Genomic DNA, 16,364 nt, shown 5'->3' on the forward strand with positions numbered 1-16,364 from the left:
ATTTTGGTACATATATACTAGAACAGTGTAGTTCAGAGGAGGAATGATTTGTGTCATTTGAGGGACAAGTTGTTATTGTAACAGGAGCGGCGCATGGCATCGGGAAAGAAGTCGCTTTTGCCTACGCTGCTCAGGGTGCCCATGTTGTATTTGCCGACCACAATGAGGAGGAGGGTGCAGCAGCCGCTGCAGCGGCCCGGAACGAGGGCTATCAGGCCATTTTTATTCCTTGTGATGTTCGGAAGGAAGAAGATATTGTAGCGCTAATCCGTGCCACGGAAGAAGAATACGGTACGATTCATACGCTAATTAACAACGCTGGCGTGTCCAAATGGAAATCTCCTTATGAGTTAACGATAGCAGAATGGGATGACATTCTGAATACAAACGTACGCAGCTGTTTTATTGCCACTAGGGAAGCAGCTAAGGTGATGAAACGAAACGCAGAAGGTGGCTCTGTGGTCAATATGACCTCTACACGAGCTTTCATGTCAGAGCCGGATACAGAAGCCTACGCGGCATCCAAAGGAGCGATTGCGGCCCTTACACACGCGATGGCCATATCGCTAGGAAAGGACGGGATTCAGGTCAATTGCATCAGTCCAGGGTGGATTGAAGCCGGCGATTATGAGAAACTGCGTGCAGAAGACCATCAACAGCATCCGTCTGGGCGAGTAGGAACCCCTAAGGACATCGCACGGGCCTGTCTGTATTTGACACAACCTGGCAATGATTTTGTAACAGGCACGAATCTGGTAGTAGATGGTGGCATGACGCGTAAAATGATTTATGAGCCATAATAAAAGCCTGAATGAGTAGTCCCAGTCTTGGGGCTATTTTTTTATTTTTCTGGACTGTCACCCATTGGGCATTTGTACCATACGATAGGGTATGTGATGGAGAAGCGAGGAGGGGACGCGGTGGCTGTAATCAAGACCAACTCAGAAGATGTAAGGACCCTCGCCCGGCTGATGCGGGCTGAGGCTGAAGGTGAAGGCGAGATGGGGATGCTCATGGTTGGGAATGTCGGTGTGAACCGAATTTTATCCAATTGCCTAGATTTCCGGGGGATACGTCTCATGAATGACATGGTGTTTCAAAGCCCCGGAGGTTTTGAAGCCACTCAGAAGGGGTATTTTTATCAGAAAGCCCGTGATCGGGACATTCGACTTGCCCAGCGTGTAATCAATGGAGAAAAGCTACATCCGGCATCCAATGCATTATGGTTTTTCAGACCAGCAGGAAACTGTCCGGGCACTTGGTATGACCAGACCAATACCGGGCGTTTTAAAGCCCACTGCTTTTTTAGCCCGTCTGTACAGGATTGTCCTAATGTATATTAGACACTTTACAGAATGGCTTGAAGAATTAAATTAAAACCATTTTAGGAGGAATTTACATGATTTCACAGCAAGCTTACCGTCCCGTATCTTATGCTTCCGGCAACGGATATCCCGAATGGCCAAGAGGGATGGCTCCAATGGGAACCATGCAGCCGCAGCCTATGACTGGCTTTCCACCTCAAGTAAGTAGTGGCAGCCCTATGACACCAACGGGTACCGTAGTGCAGGTTCAGACTCCGCAATACGAGCAATCATACATCGAAAATATTTTACGCTTGAACTTAGGCAAAACGGGAACCTTTTATATGACCTATGAAAATAACCGGGAATGGAATGCGAAAATATTCAAAGGCATTCTGGAAGCAGCAGGTCGGGATCACATTATTATTAGTGATCCGGCGACAGGCAAACGGACCATTCTGCTGATGCTAAACCTGGACTATGCAACGTTTGATGAGCCATTGTTGTACCAATATCCCGGCGTCATCGGAAATCCGGGTGCATCCCCGGTTCGCTGATGCCTTCATATATATGAGTCTACATCCTCTGCCAGACGGCAGGGGATGTATTTTGTTTATAATCTTTCTCAAATATAGTAGCTTTCTTGATGGTAAGCGGCGAAAACGAGAGCTTTATGACCTAAATGATAGGGGGGCTGTTTTTTCTGACATTGCTTGTGGTTTGACTGTATAGAGTATAGTTATATAATTAAATATAAGCTGATGAATGATCTAATCATTTATGCGGAATATGGCTTTGGAAGCCGGAGGGAGTGAATGTGTTGGGAAGTTGACGCTGCTTATGATGTGTTATCGTTCTGTCTATGATGAAACTATCCGAAGGAGGTGCGCCTGTCTGCCGTAATGACGGCTGATGGGGAGCATATTGAGTGACCCTTTACCGAGTATGTTTAACTTATTTATTGTTTTTGCATTAGTACTATTGAATGGTTTTTTTGTATCTGCGGAATTTGCCATGGTGAAGGTCAGAGGCAGCCGTATTGAAACATTGGTGGAAGCGGGCAATAAAAAGGCCGTGTACGCCGCCAATATGTTACACAACTTGGACGCTTATTTGTCTGCCTGCCAGTTGGGTATTACACTAGCATCGTTGGGACTAGGATGGATCGGAGAGCCGGTCATCGCACATTTGATCGAACCTGTATTTACAGCCGCTGGATTAGGAGCGGTATATGTGCACGGTACTGCCGTGGTTATTGCATTTATTGTTATTACGATTCTGCATATTGTGTTGGGTGAATTGGCGCCCAAAACGATAGCTATTCGTAAATCTGAGACCATTACGCTGTATTCAGCCATGCTGATGACTTGGTTTTACAAGTTGATGTATCCATTCATATGGGCGTTAAATGGAATGGCGAACAGCCTACTGCGTTTATTCCGTCTGGAGCCGGTATCTGAAAATGACGATTCCGCGCATACCGGAGATGAAATACGCATTCTGATGAAAGAAAGCAATAAGAGCGGACTAATTGATAATACGGAATTGGCGCTTGTTGATAATATATTTGATTTTACCGACACGACCGCCAGGGAAATCATGATTCCGCGAACTGAGATGATCTGCTTATACAGTAATGAGTCCACAGAAGAAAATCTCGCGATTGCGACGGAAAGCATGAGAACCCGTTATCCAATCTGCGCCGAAGATAAGGACCATATTATCGGCTTTATCCATATTAAGGACCTTCTACGGGCGAACACACTGGATACCCGTACGATGATTCGACCGATTCTTGCTGTCCCGGAATCTACGCAAATTAGTGATCTGCTCAAACGCATGCAGCGCAGCAAGACGCAAATCGCCATTTTGATTGATGAATATGGCGGGACATCGGGTATGGTAACACTGGAAGATATTATGGAAGAAATCGTTGGTGAAATTCAGGATGAGTTCGATCAGGAACGTCCGAGTTGTGAGCAGATTAATGACGAGGAATTTTCCATTGACGGCATGTTATTAATTGATGAAGTGAACGATCGCTTTGGACTGGATCTTGATCATGAGGATTATGATACGGTAGGGGGCTGGCTATACTCACATGTCGAGGTTATTCCTCCACAGCCTGGCCAGTCTGTATTGTTTGAGGGATGTATGTTCACGGTAGAAGAAGTTGAAAATAAGCGGATTTCACGTATTCGGCTGATAAAACAGCCTATTATCGTGGAAAAAGCAGGAGTCTCATAACGGAATACGGAATAAATCTTGAGAGCGACCTTGAACGATGTGGGGTCGCTTTTTAATTTGCCTCCTTTACAGAAAGGACATGAATTGATATGATGTTCGTGTTATTGTCAACCTAATTACAATCGACTGGGTTGACAATAACAAAGAAACTTCCTCTACGTTGAAAATCTTATCCATTTACATGATCATTAAATTTTGGGAGGCAAGAAGTATGAATTTACTAAACGAGGTTATAGATTGGGGCTTGTTGGCTGAAAAAGCGATCCAAGGCAGCCGTATATCGCTGGAAGAAGGTATGGAGATACTGGAAGCCGACGATGAGGAATTATTACCAATTATGCAAGCTGCATTTCAGGTGCGACATCACTTTTATGAAAAAAAAGTAAAGCTCAACATGATCATCAATGCCAAAAGTGGCCTGTGCCCGGAGGATTGCGGTTATTGCTCACAATCTATCGTATCCACGGCGCCTGTGAGCAAGTACAGTATGCTGGACAAGGAATCACTGTTGGCTGGAGCTAGGGAAGCAGTAGCGCGGAGAGCAGGGACGTATTGTATCGTAGCTTCCGGCAAAGGTCCAACAGATCGAGAGCTGGATCAGGTGATTGAGGCAGTACAAGAAATTAATCGCACGATGCCGCTCAAAATTTGCGCCTGCTTAGGGATTCTCAAGGGAGATCAGGCACGGCGGTTGGCAGAGGCTGGGGTACATCGATACAATCATAATTTAAATACAAGTAAGGCCAACTATCCTTCGATTACAACCACACATACATACGATCAACGCGTCGAAACTGTGAAAATGGCTCAATCTCACGGAATGTCTCCATGCTCTGGCGTTATTATCGGGATGGGGGAAACGAATGAGGAAATCGTACAAATGGCTTATGCCTTACGGGAGTTAGATGCTGACTCTATTCCGGTTAACTTTTTGAATCCAGTCCCTGGAACCCCGTTGGAAGGAGCAAAGCGAATATCACCTATCCAAGCTTTGAAGGTGCTGGCACTGTTCCGCTTCATCTGTCCATCCAAAGAAATACGCGTTGCAGGTGGACGAGAGTTGAATTTACGCTCGTTACAACCGCTATGCCTGTATGCAGCGAATTCAATTTTTGTAGGAGATTATTTAACGACAGAAGGCCAAGAGGTCACATTTGATCATCAAATGATTGAAGATCTTGGTTTCGAAATTGAGATGTGTGCCCTTTCAACCGTATAATAGAAATTGTACAAACTTGGAAGGGAGAGTTAAACGATGAGCGAAAAAGTATTTATTAGTCCAGGTAAATATGTGCAAGGGAAAAATGTGATTGATAAAACAGGTGAGTATGTTAAGCCATTAGGTCATACCGCCTTGGTTATTGCGGACAAGCTGGTTTGGGAGATCGCAGCCGACCGCGTAGTAAAAAGTCTGGAACAGGCTGATATTACGGCGGTTAAAATTGAGTTTCAAGGGGAAGCATCGAAAAATGAAGTCAACCGTATTGCGGATCAGGGACGAAGCGCCCAGGTCGATATTGTCATTGGTGTAGGTGGTGGTAAAACGCTGGATACGGCCAAAGCCGTTAATGAACTACTCGGTTCCTCAGTTGTGATTATTCCAACGACTGCTTCTACAGATGCTCCTACTAGTGCACTATCTGTTTTGTACACCGATGAGGGTGCATTTGATACGTATACCTTTTTCAGTAAGAATCCGAGCCTGATCCTGGTGGATACGAAAGTCATTTCTCAAGCGCCGCCCTTGTTCCTCTCTTCAGGCATTGCAGATGCCATGGCAACGTGGATTGAGGTCCGTGCGGTCATTGAAGCTCGCGCAACGACAATGGCTGGTGGTTTGCCAACCTTAGCGGCAGAAGCCATTGCGTCCAAGTGTGAGGAAGTTCTTTTCGATTACGGTCTGCAGGCTTATGAATCCGTGAAACGTAAAGTCGTCACGCCTGCGCTTGAAGCGGTAGTCGAAGCCAATACGTTGCTAAGTGGTTTGGGCTTTGAAAGCGGCGGTTTGGCAGGCGCACATGCGATTCACAATGGTTTTACCGTTCTGGAAGGGGATATTCATCACCTGACACATGGTCAGAAGGTAGCCTTTGGCACCTTAGTCCAGCTTGCCTTGGAAAAAAGACCTTTGTCCGAGGTGGAGCGGTATATTGACTTTTATCTAAAACTCGATCTGCCTGTCACGCTGGAAGACATTAAGCTACAGGAGGCTTCCCGAGAGGATTTGTACAGGGTAGCCCAGGCTGCTACCAAAGAAGGCGAAACTGCTCACAATCTACCATTTACTGTCACAGCGGATGATGTGCTTGATGCGATTTTAGCGGCTGACCAGTATTCACTTGCCTACAAGGCTAAAATTGGACATAATAGCTAATCTCATACGAAATAAAGTAGATTCAAAGGTCGCTGATCAGCGACCTTTTTTCCATTTTTTAACTTGCAACTTATGTTATAATTTTCATGGTACATAATCAGGAAATACCAGCAGTATATTTATGACTTCCCTAAAATTTGAGAGGAGTTTAGCGATGGCAAAATGGAATGTAGAAGATCAAGGTACTCAATATAGTATTGAGTACAAGCGTAGCTTAACTGGCGGAAAAATTATTGTGAATGGAAGCGAACAGAAGGTTAAAAGCCAGAACGCATTTTTGAACTTGATTGATTTTCCAATTAGATTGAATGAAAAAGCTGTAAATGTTGTTGTCATTGGCAACAAAGCAGATTTAGCCGTGGACGGTGTATATCTTGGGTCCAATCAACCTTATGTTCCTGTGAGTAAAGTTCCGGGCTGGAGTTGGGCTTTTGTCGTGGTCAGCTTGGTTATAGGATTGCTATTTTCGGGGATTTTCGGTGTGTGTATAGGAATATTGGGCAGCATGTTTTACGTGAAATCATCTTTATCCATGCATCAAACCACCAATCGAAGAGTTGTAAATTGTCTTATTATCTTTTTCATCATCAGCGTGATACAAATTGTTTTTGGAATTGCAGCGAATTCTTGGATTAACACGTTGTAAAATAGATCTAACATAGCCTATAGGAAGAAGCAAGAAGGCTCTCACGCATAAAGCGGTGGGAGCCTTTTTTGCCGTGTTAGATCGCCCAATTTCCTTTACGGAAGATAGGTTCCTCAGTACCGTCCTCGGTAACGCCGTTAATGTCCATTTCAGCTGAACCGATCATAAAGTCGACGTGAGTCAGGCTGGAATTCAGGCCGTTGGCAGCCAACTGCTCTTGAGTCATATCCTTGCCGCCTTTAAGGTTAAATGCATAAGCATTACCGATGGCCAAGTGGTTAGAGGCATTTTCATCAAACAACGTATTATAAAATAAAATATTTTTATCAGAGATAGGTGACTTGTGAGGTACGAGAGCAACCTCCCCCAGATAGTGTGAACCTTCATCCATTTCTACTAGATGCTGAAGAGTTTCCAAACCGGTTTCTGCCTGTACATCGACAATACGTCCATTTTCAAAAGTCAATGAAAAGTTGTCGATGATATTTCCGCTGTAGCTAAGTGGCTTGGTGCTGCTGACCTTACCGTTCACTCCCGTTTTGAGCGGAGCTGTAAACACTTCCTCGGTAGGCATATTGGCTACAAAAGTATGTCCCTGTTGGTTGACGCTTTCGGCTGCTACCCACAGATGATCTTTTGCCAATTCGATGGTGAGGTCTGTGCCTGGAGCCAGATAATGCAGCTTTTTATAGCGTTTGGCATTTAAAATATCAGCTTTGCTGGAAAGGGTTTTCAAATGCTCTTTCCACGCCTCCACAGGGTTATCCAGATCCACACGCACGGTGCTGAAAATGGCATCCCACAGTTTATCCATTTGCTCTGAAGCTGGCAGATCAGGGAATACTTTGGCAGCCCACTCTGCTGAAGGATAAGCAATCAGAGACCAACTGAATTTGTCGGCCATTTGATACTCACGATATTGACGTAATTCATGTGACCGCACACGCTGGGCAGCAGTAATTCGGCTGGACGGAATTCCCTGAAGCAAATCCGGATTTTCTGCAATGACATGCAGTACTGCTGCGCCATTTTCGACCTCTTCAGTCATTTCGGCTGCGTACCATTTGGGAGCAATATTAAAAGTTTCATCAGGAGCTAGTTCATACTGTAATCGAGTAATAGTCTCATCACTCCATTTTACTGTAACTAGCTTGGCCCCAGCAGTATACGCTGATTTGACGATAAGTCTCACGAGTTCGGCGGACAAAATTGGTGCATGAACGATGAGTGTCTGCCCAGGATGGACATTGGCGCCGACCCGAACGGCTAACTCGGCATATTTTTGCAATTTTTGTTGAAAATCTGACATGTAACTTTCCTCCATTTCACGAAAAGCCTTAAACAAGGCTTGGGTAACTTGCACAGTTTTTTTGCAAATTCCACACATAGCTTATATATTGTACAATGTAACGAAAAGGTTCACAAATCAGTTTTGGTACTATTTAGTGAAAATGAAAGGGCGGATAGATGAATGACAGAGCAAAATTCACCTCAGGAAGTGAAAGAAGTACATATTCAACAGGCACAAATGACAAAAGATGAGAATGGTGCTTATCTGGGCCAAGTGGTATTTAAAGTAGAGGGACAGAGTTCTGTATATGAAATCACATTCCACAGCAAAAGGGGAAAGGAATGGGATTACAGTCTCCATTTTGCGGGAGAGCCACGGGTGGAGGAAGAGATGCTGCAAATGGATAGCTGGATTGAAGAGAACGATGATTTGTTCGACTATTTGCTAGATACGGCATGGAGCAAATTACCCGAGTAATGTAAACATGGTCTATTTTCGTGACAAGCGGATTATATTTAGCAGTGTCCGCATAATCTGCTGACATGGGGGAAGCCTAAAGGTCGATGTTAACAGGAAATTCCATGTGAATAGGAGGGTGAAGCTTTGGCAAATCATCTGTTCACCGAAGGAATGACGGCAAATGAAGAGGCTGCTCCCGATCTCCTGAGCTTACGGACGCTGTTTGTAAATATGTGTTTTATTGGGGAGCCGGGAAGCCGTTCCTGGGTGCTGGTGGATACGGGGATGACAGGATTTACAGACTCGATTATACGCCTGGCAGAGGAACGGTTCACTGGCCCTCCGATCGCTATTGTGCTTACACATGGTCATTTTGATCATGTAGGTTCGGTTATTGAGTTGGTACAGCATTGGGGTACACCTGTTTATGCACATCCTTTGGAATTACCTTATTTGACGGGAATGAAGGATTATCAAAAACCTGACCCTAGTGTAGGGGGAGGTTTAATGTCGAGCATTTCCTTCTTATACCCTAATGATGCTATAGATCTCGATGATCGCATCACATCACTGCCCCTAGATGGCAGTGTCCCCGGTGCCCCTGGTTGGAAGTGGCTGCATACGCCAGGACATACACCTGGTCATGTATCGCTTTTTCATGAGCGAAGAAGGTTAATGGTGGCCGGTGACGCTTTTATTACGGTGAAACAGGAATCGGCACTGGCCGTTATTTTACAGGAAAAAGAAATACATGGGCCTCCTGCGTATTTTACGACAGATTGGCAAGCTGCGCAGCGTTCGGTGGAAATGCTGGCCAAGTTAAAGCCTGAGATTGCAGTCACAGGACATGGTCATTATATGCATGGTGCTGAGCTGACAGATCAGCTGGAGCGACTGGCGGGAGATTTTGAGCACATGGCTGTACCCAAACAGGGCCGTTATGTGTAGTGATGTGTGAAGGACGATGCCTTGCGGGGCATCGTTTTTTGTGTGGACGTGGAATTTTTTTGCTCAGCATGGTATAGTCAAGCCAAAAGCTAAACGCTTTCATTAAACATCGTCATTTCATCAAGGAGGATTTTTTGATGACACAACAACATGCTGCAATTGGTGATCTTTATTATGGAATACCGGCGATTCGTCTTAAATTTGGACGATATGAAGCAGTTGCCCTGCCGGGAAACGGTGCAAATCTGATTTCTTTTCGTGACAATGAAACGGGATATTCTTTTCTGCGTGAGCCAGATGCTGAGAGCATAGAGGCTTTTAAGCAAAGCCCGTCCGTTTACGGAATTCCTTTCCTGTTCCCTCCGAATCGGTATGAGGATGGAAAATTCCTGTGGAATGGCGTTACATATGAGCTGCCGATAAATGAAGAGGCGACCCACAACCATCTGCACGGCTTTTTACACACTGTTCGGTGGGAGGTTGAGGACTACGGTTCTGGGGAGCAAGGTAGCTATGTGGTAATGAATCAGCATGTAAGGGAAGGACATCCCATGTTCCGCTATTTACCCTTCACCTTTACCATGAAGTTAACGTACAGCCTGGACGAATTTGGCCTGCATCAGCGTTATGTGATCCACAACGAGGGCAATCAACCGATCCCCAACTTATTTGCCTTTCACACAGCGATTCGCGTTCCGTTCGTACCCGATAGCTCGCCTGAGGATTACAAGATTAAGGTCACAATCGGTGAGCGTCGTGAGCTGACGGAACGGTTGTTGGCCACAGGTCAGTTCCAGCCTTTATCTCCGGAAGAAGAACTGCTGAAGACGACGGGAGTTAGTCCTTATTTTGCCTCTATGGATAATCATTACACGGCAGCTCCGCAAAATGGGCGCAACTACATGGAACTGACACACAGTAAGACAGGTGCTACCCTCGTATACGATGTAGGCACAGCTTATAAGCATTGGATGATCTGGAATAACAAAGCGAACAAGGAATTCATCTGTCCTGAGCCGCAAATGAACATGATCAATGCACCGAATCGTCCGGACCTGCCAGCAGAGGAGATCGGATTGATTGCACTGGCTCCAGGCCATATTTTTGAAGCAACCAGCCGTTTGTATTGTATTACACCTAATAAATCGAAATCCTAACATTTAAATTTATCCTTATAGGCCTGTATCGTGTCCAACGGTGCAGGCTTTATTTGGGTATATAAGCATAGGTAAGGACCAATGGGGAAGGAGGACGAAAAAGGTTGCAGAATGACAAGCAGTCGTAGTATGATACGAAACAGGAGATGATCAGATGAATTTTCCTTTTCAAGCCGTCAAACGCAAGCAAATCGCCGATGAAGTGGCTGAACAGCTGCAACGAAAAATTGCTGCTGGTGAATGGAATGTGGGCACTAAGATTCCAACCGAGCCTGAGCTCATGAAGCTATTCGGAGTCGGGCGATCTACAGTACGTGAAGCGGTTAGCGTTCTGGTGCATGCCGGTCTATTAGAGAAAAAGCAAGGACACGGAACTTTTGTCTGCCAACCGACGACTTCTCAAGAGCCATTGGATTACCGTCTAAGCCGTGCTGAAATTATTGAGGTTTATGAAGTGCGGAGTGTGTTGGAACTAGAGATTGCCAGATTGGCTGCATTACGTCGTAATGAAGAGGATTTACGCTTAATGCGTGCGGCGTTGGACCGTCGTGCTGCAACTTTGGCCGCTGGAGATTTGACTGGGTACCTAGATGCGGATATCACTTTTCACTTGGCTGTTGCCGGAGCTACACGCAATAAGGTGCTTACAGACGTATATGGCAGCTTTGTAGAGGCCATTCGCAAGGCATTGAACAATCTCATTACCGATCCAGCGATGCAAAATCATTTTACTCTGCAGCATGAAAAAATATATGAAGCAATCCGTGATCAGGATGGCAAGGCTGCCGAACTTTATAGCATTCAACATTTGGATGGCACCAAGCTGGAGCTGCAAAAGCATATGGGAAGTTCATAATTTTTTTATCCTTAAACATCAGATGATCAGATGAATATAATGATCTTTGAGCCTTTTACTTGAGCATCTCCTAAAATCAAACCAAAGGTGGTATCTGCATGCGCAAAATATGGGTGTTGGACACAACGTTAAGAGATGGAGAGCAATCACCAGGAGTTAGCTTAACCAGCACAGAAAAGGTGGAGATTGCGCTTCAGCTTCAAAAATTAGGCGTAGATCGGATTGAGACTGGCTTTCCAGCAACCTCGCCTGGTGAGATTATCAGCATGCAGGAGATTGCCAAACAGGTTACCCAAGCAACACTGGTTGGTTTTGCACGCTCGAAAGAACAGGATATTGATGCAGTCAGAGAGGCGCTACGAGGAGCTGAGGATGCCTGTCTTCATTTGTTCCTGGCTACCTCACCCATTCACCGCCAACATAAGCTGCGAATGGATAAAGCGAAAGTATTAGAGACCGCTGCTGCTGCCATTCGTTATGGACGCAAGTATTTCAGCAAGGTAGAATTTTCAGCAGAGGACGCCAGCCGTACCGAGCTGGACTTTATTTGTGAAGTCGTGGATATGGCGATTCGTGCTGGAGCGACAGTCGTCAATTTACCGGATACGGTGGGATATGCCTCGCCGGATCAGTTCGGTGAAATGTTTAGAATTGTAAAGCAACAAGTGCCCGGTATCGAAAAAATACAACTTAGCACACATTGTCATGATGATCTTGGCATGGCAACAGCTAACACGCTGGCGGCCATCCGTAATGGTGTAGATCAATTTGAAGGTACCATCAATGGAATCGGTGAGCGAGCCGGAAATACACCTATCGAGGAAGTTGCACTGGCCCTTGATACCAGAACCGAGCTTTATAGTGCACAAACGAGTCTGGTTTTGGAGGAGCTGTATGCCACCAGTCGTCTGGTGAGCAAACGTACGGGGATGTCGGTACCGGGAAACAAGGCCATTGTTGGAGCCAATGCGTTTGCTCACGAGTCCGGTATACACCAGGACGGAATGCTCAAAGAGCGTACAACGTATGAAATCGTGTCCCCTGAACGTATTGGTCTGAAGACGAGTAAACTTGTGTTGGGCAAGCACTCGGGTCGACATGCATTTAAAGAAAAACTGGCGGACATGGGGTTTGATGCTTTGACGGAGGAACAGCTGCAAGAGGCGTTCCGCAAATTCAAGGCCTTGACGGATAAGAAAAAACAGGTGCTAGATGAAGATTTGCACGTCCTGATGGACGAAAGCCGCAATGCCTCACCTCAAATGTACACACTGGATTCCATTCAGGTGTCTTATGGCAATCAGTCGGTTCCAGTCGCATCCATTCGGCTGAGTAAACAAGATGGGACAGCAATTGATGAAGTAGCAATGGGTAACGGTTCTGTAGATGCGATTTTCCATGCTATAGACAAGGCCAGTGGTGAAGAGGTGGAGTTAGAGGATTATTCGATCCAATCTGTAACATATGGCAAAGATGCGTTGGGGGAAGTACACGCTAGTTTGAGGCAAGGTGAGTACACAGCTCTGGGAAGAGGCACAAGTACTGATATTTTGGAAGCTAGCGCCAAAGCTTACATCGATGCGCTGAACAAGCTACTGGGCAGAAAAGAAGTCCATGGCAAAAGCAATATCACCATTAGCTGAACTTTGTGACCCAGGATAGTAGCCGAAATCTCCTTTTGCCTCCTCTGACCTCATTGTAAAAAAGCGCTTGCAAAATAAATGATAACATTTGAAATTTAATGTATAATAGGCAAGAGAGCACCATATTTTGTCTAAATTACATAGGCCAAGAGGAGGAAATGAGTTGAACTACCGCATCGAAAAGGATACGTTGGGTGAAATCAAGGTACCGGCAGACCGTCTGTGGGGAGCGCAAACACAGCGCAGCAAGGAAAATTTTCCGATTGGCTCGGAGAAAATGCCATTAGGGGTCATACAGGCGTTCGCGGTGCTTAAAAAAAGCGCGGCGATCAGTAACTATAAGCTGGGTAAGCTATCACAGGAGAAGCAGGACGCCATTATTTATGCAGCGGACGAAATTCTCGCAGGGCGGGTTGATGACCATTTCCCGTTGGTTGTATGGCAGACAGGAAGCGGTACGCAGTCCAATATGAATGTAAATGAAGTGATTGCTCATCTGGGAAGCCAATGGTTACAAGAGCAAGGAAAAGATACGAAGCTGCATCCCAATGACGATGTAAACATGTCGCAAAGCTCAAATGATACGTTTCCTACGGCGCTTCATGTAGCGGGTGTCATTGCAGTGGAGGACCGTTTGTTGCCTGCCATTGATAGGCTGAAAGAAACTTTTCAACAGAAGTCAGAGCAATTCAAGGATATTATAAAAATTGGGCGAACCCATTTACAAGATGCGACACCGCTTACGCTGGGTCAGGAAATAAGCGGCTGGTATGCTATGCTGGACAAGAGCAAGCGAATTATCATCGACACGGTGCAATACATGAAGGAGCTGGCGATTGGCGGAACCGCGGTGGGGACAGGAATTAACGCTCATCCAGAGTTCGGCTCCCGAACCTCTGCGGAAATTTCTAGTTTCACTGGCAAAACGTTCACTTCCGCACCCAATAAATTTCATGCACTGACCAGCCACGATGAAGTGGTGGCCGTACATGGAGCAGTCAAAGCGCTTGCGGCCGATTTGATGAAAATCGCCAATGATGTTCGCTGGCTGGCAAGTGGTCCGCGTAGCGGCTTGGGCGAAATCACGATTCCTGCTAACGAGCCAGGTAGCTCCATTATGCCAGGTAAGGTGAATCCGACTCAGAGTGAAGCACTGACGATGGTCGTTACGCAAGTAATGGGTAATGATGCAGCTATCGGCTTTGCTGCGAGTCAGGGTAATTTTGAACTTAATGTGTTTAAGCCAGTAATCATCTACAATTTTTTGCAATCTGTTCATCTGCTGGCCGATTCCATGATTGCTTTTAACGACAACTGTGCGATTGGCATCGAGCCTGATCTCGCTAAAATTGAGCACAATTTAAATAATTCGCTGATGCTGGTGACGGCATTGAATCCACATATCGGATATGAAAATGCCGCTAAAATCGCCAAACTTGCACATGCAGAAGGGCTGTCCCTAAAAGAAGCGGCACTCGGCAGCGGACTGTTGACTGGAGAACAGTTCGATCAATATGTTGTACCTGCGCATATGATTCATCCTAAAGCCTAAAGCACGACGATAGTCTCTGCTTAAGCCTTATAAAAAATATACAAACCAGCTCATGGAGTGCGATTTAGCGCAAACCATGAGCTGGATTTTTTGATTTTATTATATAATTTTTTATTTAGGATTAGTATTCTGTGTGATTTGAGGGTATATAGATAGAAGGCGAAAAATTGAACATCTATTTTCAAGATAGGAGAAGCCGTATGGAACAGACAACCGTTATTAATTTGATTGTACTTTTGCTGTCCGGCTTGCTGCTGGTCGGCGTGCTGACTACCAAATTTTCCAGCCGTTTCGGTATGCCTGCGCTCGTTTTGTTTATTGCCGTAGGTATGGTGCTCAGTCAGTTTATTTATTTTGATAATGCCTTTATCACACAGCTAGTTGGCATTCTCGCGCTCATTGTAATCTTGTTTGAAGGCGGGATGCAGACAAAGTTTGCAGATGTTAAGCCGGTTATTCGACCTGCAATGTCATTATCAACGTTAGGGGTCATCATTACGACCGTAGTCATTGGCGTATGCGCCAAGTTTATTTTAGGCGTAAGCTGGATGGAATCCATGCTGTTTGGCGCTATTGTCGGATCGACCGATGCGGCGGCCGTGTTTTCCGTTCTAGGAGGTAAAAACATCAAAAAACGAATTACCTCTACGCTCGAAGCGGAATCCGGCAGTAATGACCCGATGGCTGTATTTCTCACGGTAACATTGATTGAGCTGATACATCACCCTGAGCAATCCATTTGGATACATATCTTGTTATTTTTATGGGAAATGGGTTTCGGTTTAGTCGTTGGTTTTGTACTCGGACGCATAGGTGTATATGCGATTAATAAAATGAATTTTGATTCATCCGGTTTGTATCCTGTGATGGCGCTGGCATTTGCGGTCTTGACGTATGCGGCGGCATCGTTACTGGAGGCAAGCGGATTGCTGGCGGTTTATGTCATGGCCATTGTCTTGGGAAATTCCGACTTGACCTACAAGCGATCCATTATCCATTTTAACAATGGTTTCGCCTGGATGGTGCAGATTATGATGTTTGTCCTGCTCGGGCTATTGGTCTTTCCCGATCAATTGCTGGGCATTGCGTGGCAAAGCTTGGCGCTCTCCTTCATCCTCATGCTCGTGGCTCGTCCAATAGGCGTATTCCTAAGCTTACTTTTTTCCAGGTACTCTGTGCGCGAGAAGACACTGTTATCCTGGGCAGGACTGCGGGGGGCGGTACCTATTGTACTAGCAACCTATCCTTTACTGGATGAGATGGATGTAGGACCCTTGTTTTTTAATGTTGTATTTTTCGTCGTGCTCACTTCTGCGATTATTCAAGGTACCACTATTTCGTGGCTAGCGGTGAAGCTTGGCTTGATGGACCCTAACGAGACGTCATCTCCTTCACTGCTGGAATTAGTTTCTCTGGGAAAAACCACTTCGGAAATCAACCACATTCAGGTACAAAAAGGAATGTCGATTGCGGGCAAAGCGATTCAGGATATACAGTTGCCTGAAGACATTTTATTCACAGCCATAATTCGGAACGAGCAAATTATTGCCCCGAGAGGCACGACGGTGATTGAACCGGGCGATACATTGTATGTGCTTAGTCCCAAACTCAAGCGACAGCAGATGAAAGAACTGTTCATGCTGCTCGAACCAGAGGCTGCTCCGTAAAAAGCGTAGAGTACCCTTAATTAAAGTCCTTCACATTCATGTGGAGGACTTTTTCCTGTGTTTTTTTCAGAGTGGATGAATCTGTTAAAAAATTGACACTATCATTCTACAAAATTAGTTTATGATATTGTCGTTAGATGTCGCTGCCTATCGTTACGGATCATTTGATGGGCCATAGTGATGAATAAGATAGAAGTCACCAATAACAGGAGAGATGATG

Annotated in this window: 15 protein-coding genes; 14 read left to right on the top strand and 1 reads right to left on the bottom strand. The window is 45.5% G+C overall.

Features of this window, described 5'->3' with window-relative positions; genetic code table 11:
• Window positions 1-50: 50 nt before the first annotated feature.
• The 7 genes from NLX74_RS09460 (at window position 51) to NLX74_RS09490 (ending at window position 6,571) form a co-directional block, all read left to right on the top strand.
• The gene (locus NLX74_RS09460) at window positions 51-800 is read left to right on the top strand and encodes an SDR family NAD(P)-dependent oxidoreductase (RefSeq protein ID WP_061828282.1); all 750 of its coding nucleotides are present in this window, start codon (window positions 51-53) and stop codon (window positions 798-800) included.
• Window positions 801-920: 120 nt separating this feature from the next.
• Entirely contained in the window at window positions 921-1,343 is a 423-nt protein-coding gene (locus tag NLX74_RS09465) for a cell wall hydrolase (protein WP_061828283.1), read from the top strand.
• A gap of 56 nt (window positions 1,344-1,399) precedes the next feature.
• On the top strand, window positions 1,400-1,861 hold the full coding sequence (gene gerQ / locus NLX74_RS09470; protein WP_235309726.1) for a spore coat protein GerQ: 462 nt from the start codon (window positions 1,400-1,402) through the stop codon (window positions 1,859-1,861).
• A gap of 388 nt (window positions 1,862-2,249) precedes the next feature.
• Complete coding sequence (locus NLX74_RS09475) at window positions 2,250-3,551, top strand: hemolysin family protein (protein WP_254328606.1); 1,302 nt, start codon at window positions 2,250-2,252, stop codon at window positions 3,549-3,551.
• A 211-nt stretch (window positions 3,552-3,762) separates the two neighbouring features.
• Window positions 3,763-4,770, top strand: a complete 1,008-nt coding sequence (gene bioB, locus NLX74_RS09480; RefSeq protein WP_254328530.1) for a biotin synthase BioB — start codon at window positions 3,763-3,765, stop codon at window positions 4,768-4,770.
• Window positions 4,771-4,806: 36 nt separating this feature from the next.
• The gene (locus tag NLX74_RS09485) at window positions 4,807-5,925 is read left to right on the top strand and encodes a glycerol dehydrogenase (protein ID WP_254328531.1); all 1,119 of its coding nucleotides are present in this window, start codon (window positions 4,807-4,809) and stop codon (window positions 5,923-5,925) included.
• A 154-nt stretch (window positions 5,926-6,079) separates the two neighbouring features.
• A complete protein-coding gene (locus NLX74_RS09490) occupies window positions 6,080-6,571 on the top strand; it encodes a hypothetical protein (protein WP_254328532.1) in 492 nt (163 codons plus the stop codon).
• A 76-nt stretch (window positions 6,572-6,647) separates the two neighbouring features.
• On the opposite strand, the gene NLX74_RS09495 is transcribed toward NLX74_RS09490, so the two are convergent.
• Complete coding sequence (locus NLX74_RS09495) at window positions 6,648-7,880, bottom strand: aminopeptidase (protein WP_069289646.1); 1,233 nt, start codon at window positions 7,878-7,880, stop codon at window positions 6,648-6,650.
• Between the two features lie 162 nt (window positions 7,881-8,042).
• Here NLX74_RS09495 and NLX74_RS09500 point away from each other — a divergent pair, with 162 nt between their 5' ends.
• From NLX74_RS09500 to NLX74_RS09530, 7 genes are all read left to right on the top strand, one after another.
• Window positions 8,043-8,339, top strand: a complete 297-nt coding sequence (locus NLX74_RS09500) for a hypothetical protein (RefSeq protein WP_061828288.1) — start codon at window positions 8,043-8,045, stop codon at window positions 8,337-8,339.
• Window positions 8,340-8,465: 126 nt separating this feature from the next.
• Complete coding sequence (locus NLX74_RS09505) at window positions 8,466-9,269, top strand: MBL fold metallo-hydrolase (protein WP_069289645.1); 804 nt, start codon at window positions 8,466-8,468, stop codon at window positions 9,267-9,269.
• 137 nt (window positions 9,270-9,406) lie between these two features.
• Window positions 9,407-10,426, top strand: a complete 1,020-nt coding sequence (locus NLX74_RS09510; protein ID WP_250261243.1) for an aldose 1-epimerase — start codon at window positions 9,407-9,409, stop codon at window positions 10,424-10,426.
• Window positions 10,427-10,580: 154 nt separating this feature from the next.
• Window positions 10,581-11,282: a FadR/GntR family transcriptional regulator gene (locus tag NLX74_RS09515; protein ID WP_254328533.1), complete on the top strand. Its 702-nt coding sequence runs from the start codon at window positions 10,581-10,583 to the stop codon at window positions 11,280-11,282.
• Window positions 11,283-11,380: 98 nt separating this feature from the next.
• A complete protein-coding gene (locus NLX74_RS09520) occupies window positions 11,381-12,925 on the top strand; it encodes a 2-isopropylmalate synthase (protein ID WP_235309731.1) in 1,545 nt (514 codons plus the stop codon).
• Between the two features lie 163 nt (window positions 12,926-13,088).
• Entirely contained in the window at window positions 13,089-14,477 is a 1,389-nt protein-coding gene (fumC, locus tag NLX74_RS09525; protein WP_254328534.1) for a class II fumarate hydratase, read from the top strand.
• Window positions 14,478-14,677: 200 nt separating this feature from the next.
• Window positions 14,678-16,144, top strand: coding sequence for a potassium/proton antiporter (locus NLX74_RS09530; RefSeq protein WP_061828294.1), 1,467 nt, complete (start codon window positions 14,678-14,680; stop codon window positions 16,142-16,144).
• Window positions 16,145-16,364: the final 220 nt, after the last annotated feature.

The organism is Paenibacillus sp. MZ03-122A (assembly GCF_024213325.1).
GTDB classification, from domain to species: Bacteria; Bacillota; Bacilli; order Paenibacillales; family Paenibacillaceae; genus Paenibacillus; species Paenibacillus polymyxa_B.

What these genes read in the sequence shown, in the direction of transcription:
- gerQ (WP_235309726.1), top strand. Translation starts at nt 1,400, where the DNA reads ATGATTTCACAGCAAGCTTACCGTCCCGTATCTTATGCTTCCGGCAAC.
- NLX74_RS09475 (WP_254328606.1), top strand. Translation starts at nt 2,250, where the DNA reads ATGTTTAACTTATTTATTGTTTTTGCATTAGTACTATTGAATGGTTTT.
- bioB (WP_254328530.1), top strand. Translation starts at nt 3,763, where the DNA reads ATGAATTTACTAAACGAGGTTATAGATTGGGGCTTGTTGGCTGAAAAA.
- NLX74_RS09485 (WP_254328531.1), top strand. Translation starts at nt 4,807, where the DNA reads ATGAGCGAAAAAGTATTTATTAGTCCAGGTAAATATGTGCAAGGGAAA.
- NLX74_RS09490 (WP_254328532.1), top strand. Translation starts at nt 6,080, where the DNA reads ATGGCAAAATGGAATGTAGAAGATCAAGGTACTCAATATAGTATTGAG.
- NLX74_RS09495 (WP_069289646.1), bottom strand. Translation starts at nt 7,880, where the DNA reads ATGTCAGATTTTCAACAAAAATTGCAAAAATATGCCGAGTTAGCCGTT.
- NLX74_RS09500 (WP_061828288.1), top strand. Translation starts at nt 8,043, where the DNA reads ATGACAGAGCAAAATTCACCTCAGGAAGTGAAAGAAGTACATATTCAA.
- NLX74_RS09510 (WP_250261243.1), top strand. Translation starts at nt 9,407, where the DNA reads ATGACACAACAACATGCTGCAATTGGTGATCTTTATTATGGAATACCG.
- NLX74_RS09515 (WP_254328533.1), top strand. Translation starts at nt 10,581, where the DNA reads ATGAATTTTCCTTTTCAAGCCGTCAAACGCAAGCAAATCGCCGATGAA.
- NLX74_RS09520 (WP_235309731.1), top strand. Translation starts at nt 11,381, where the DNA reads ATGCGCAAAATATGGGTGTTGGACACAACGTTAAGAGATGGAGAGCAA.
- NLX74_RS09530 (WP_061828294.1), top strand. Translation starts at nt 14,678, where the DNA reads ATGGAACAGACAACCGTTATTAATTTGATTGTACTTTTGCTGTCCGGC.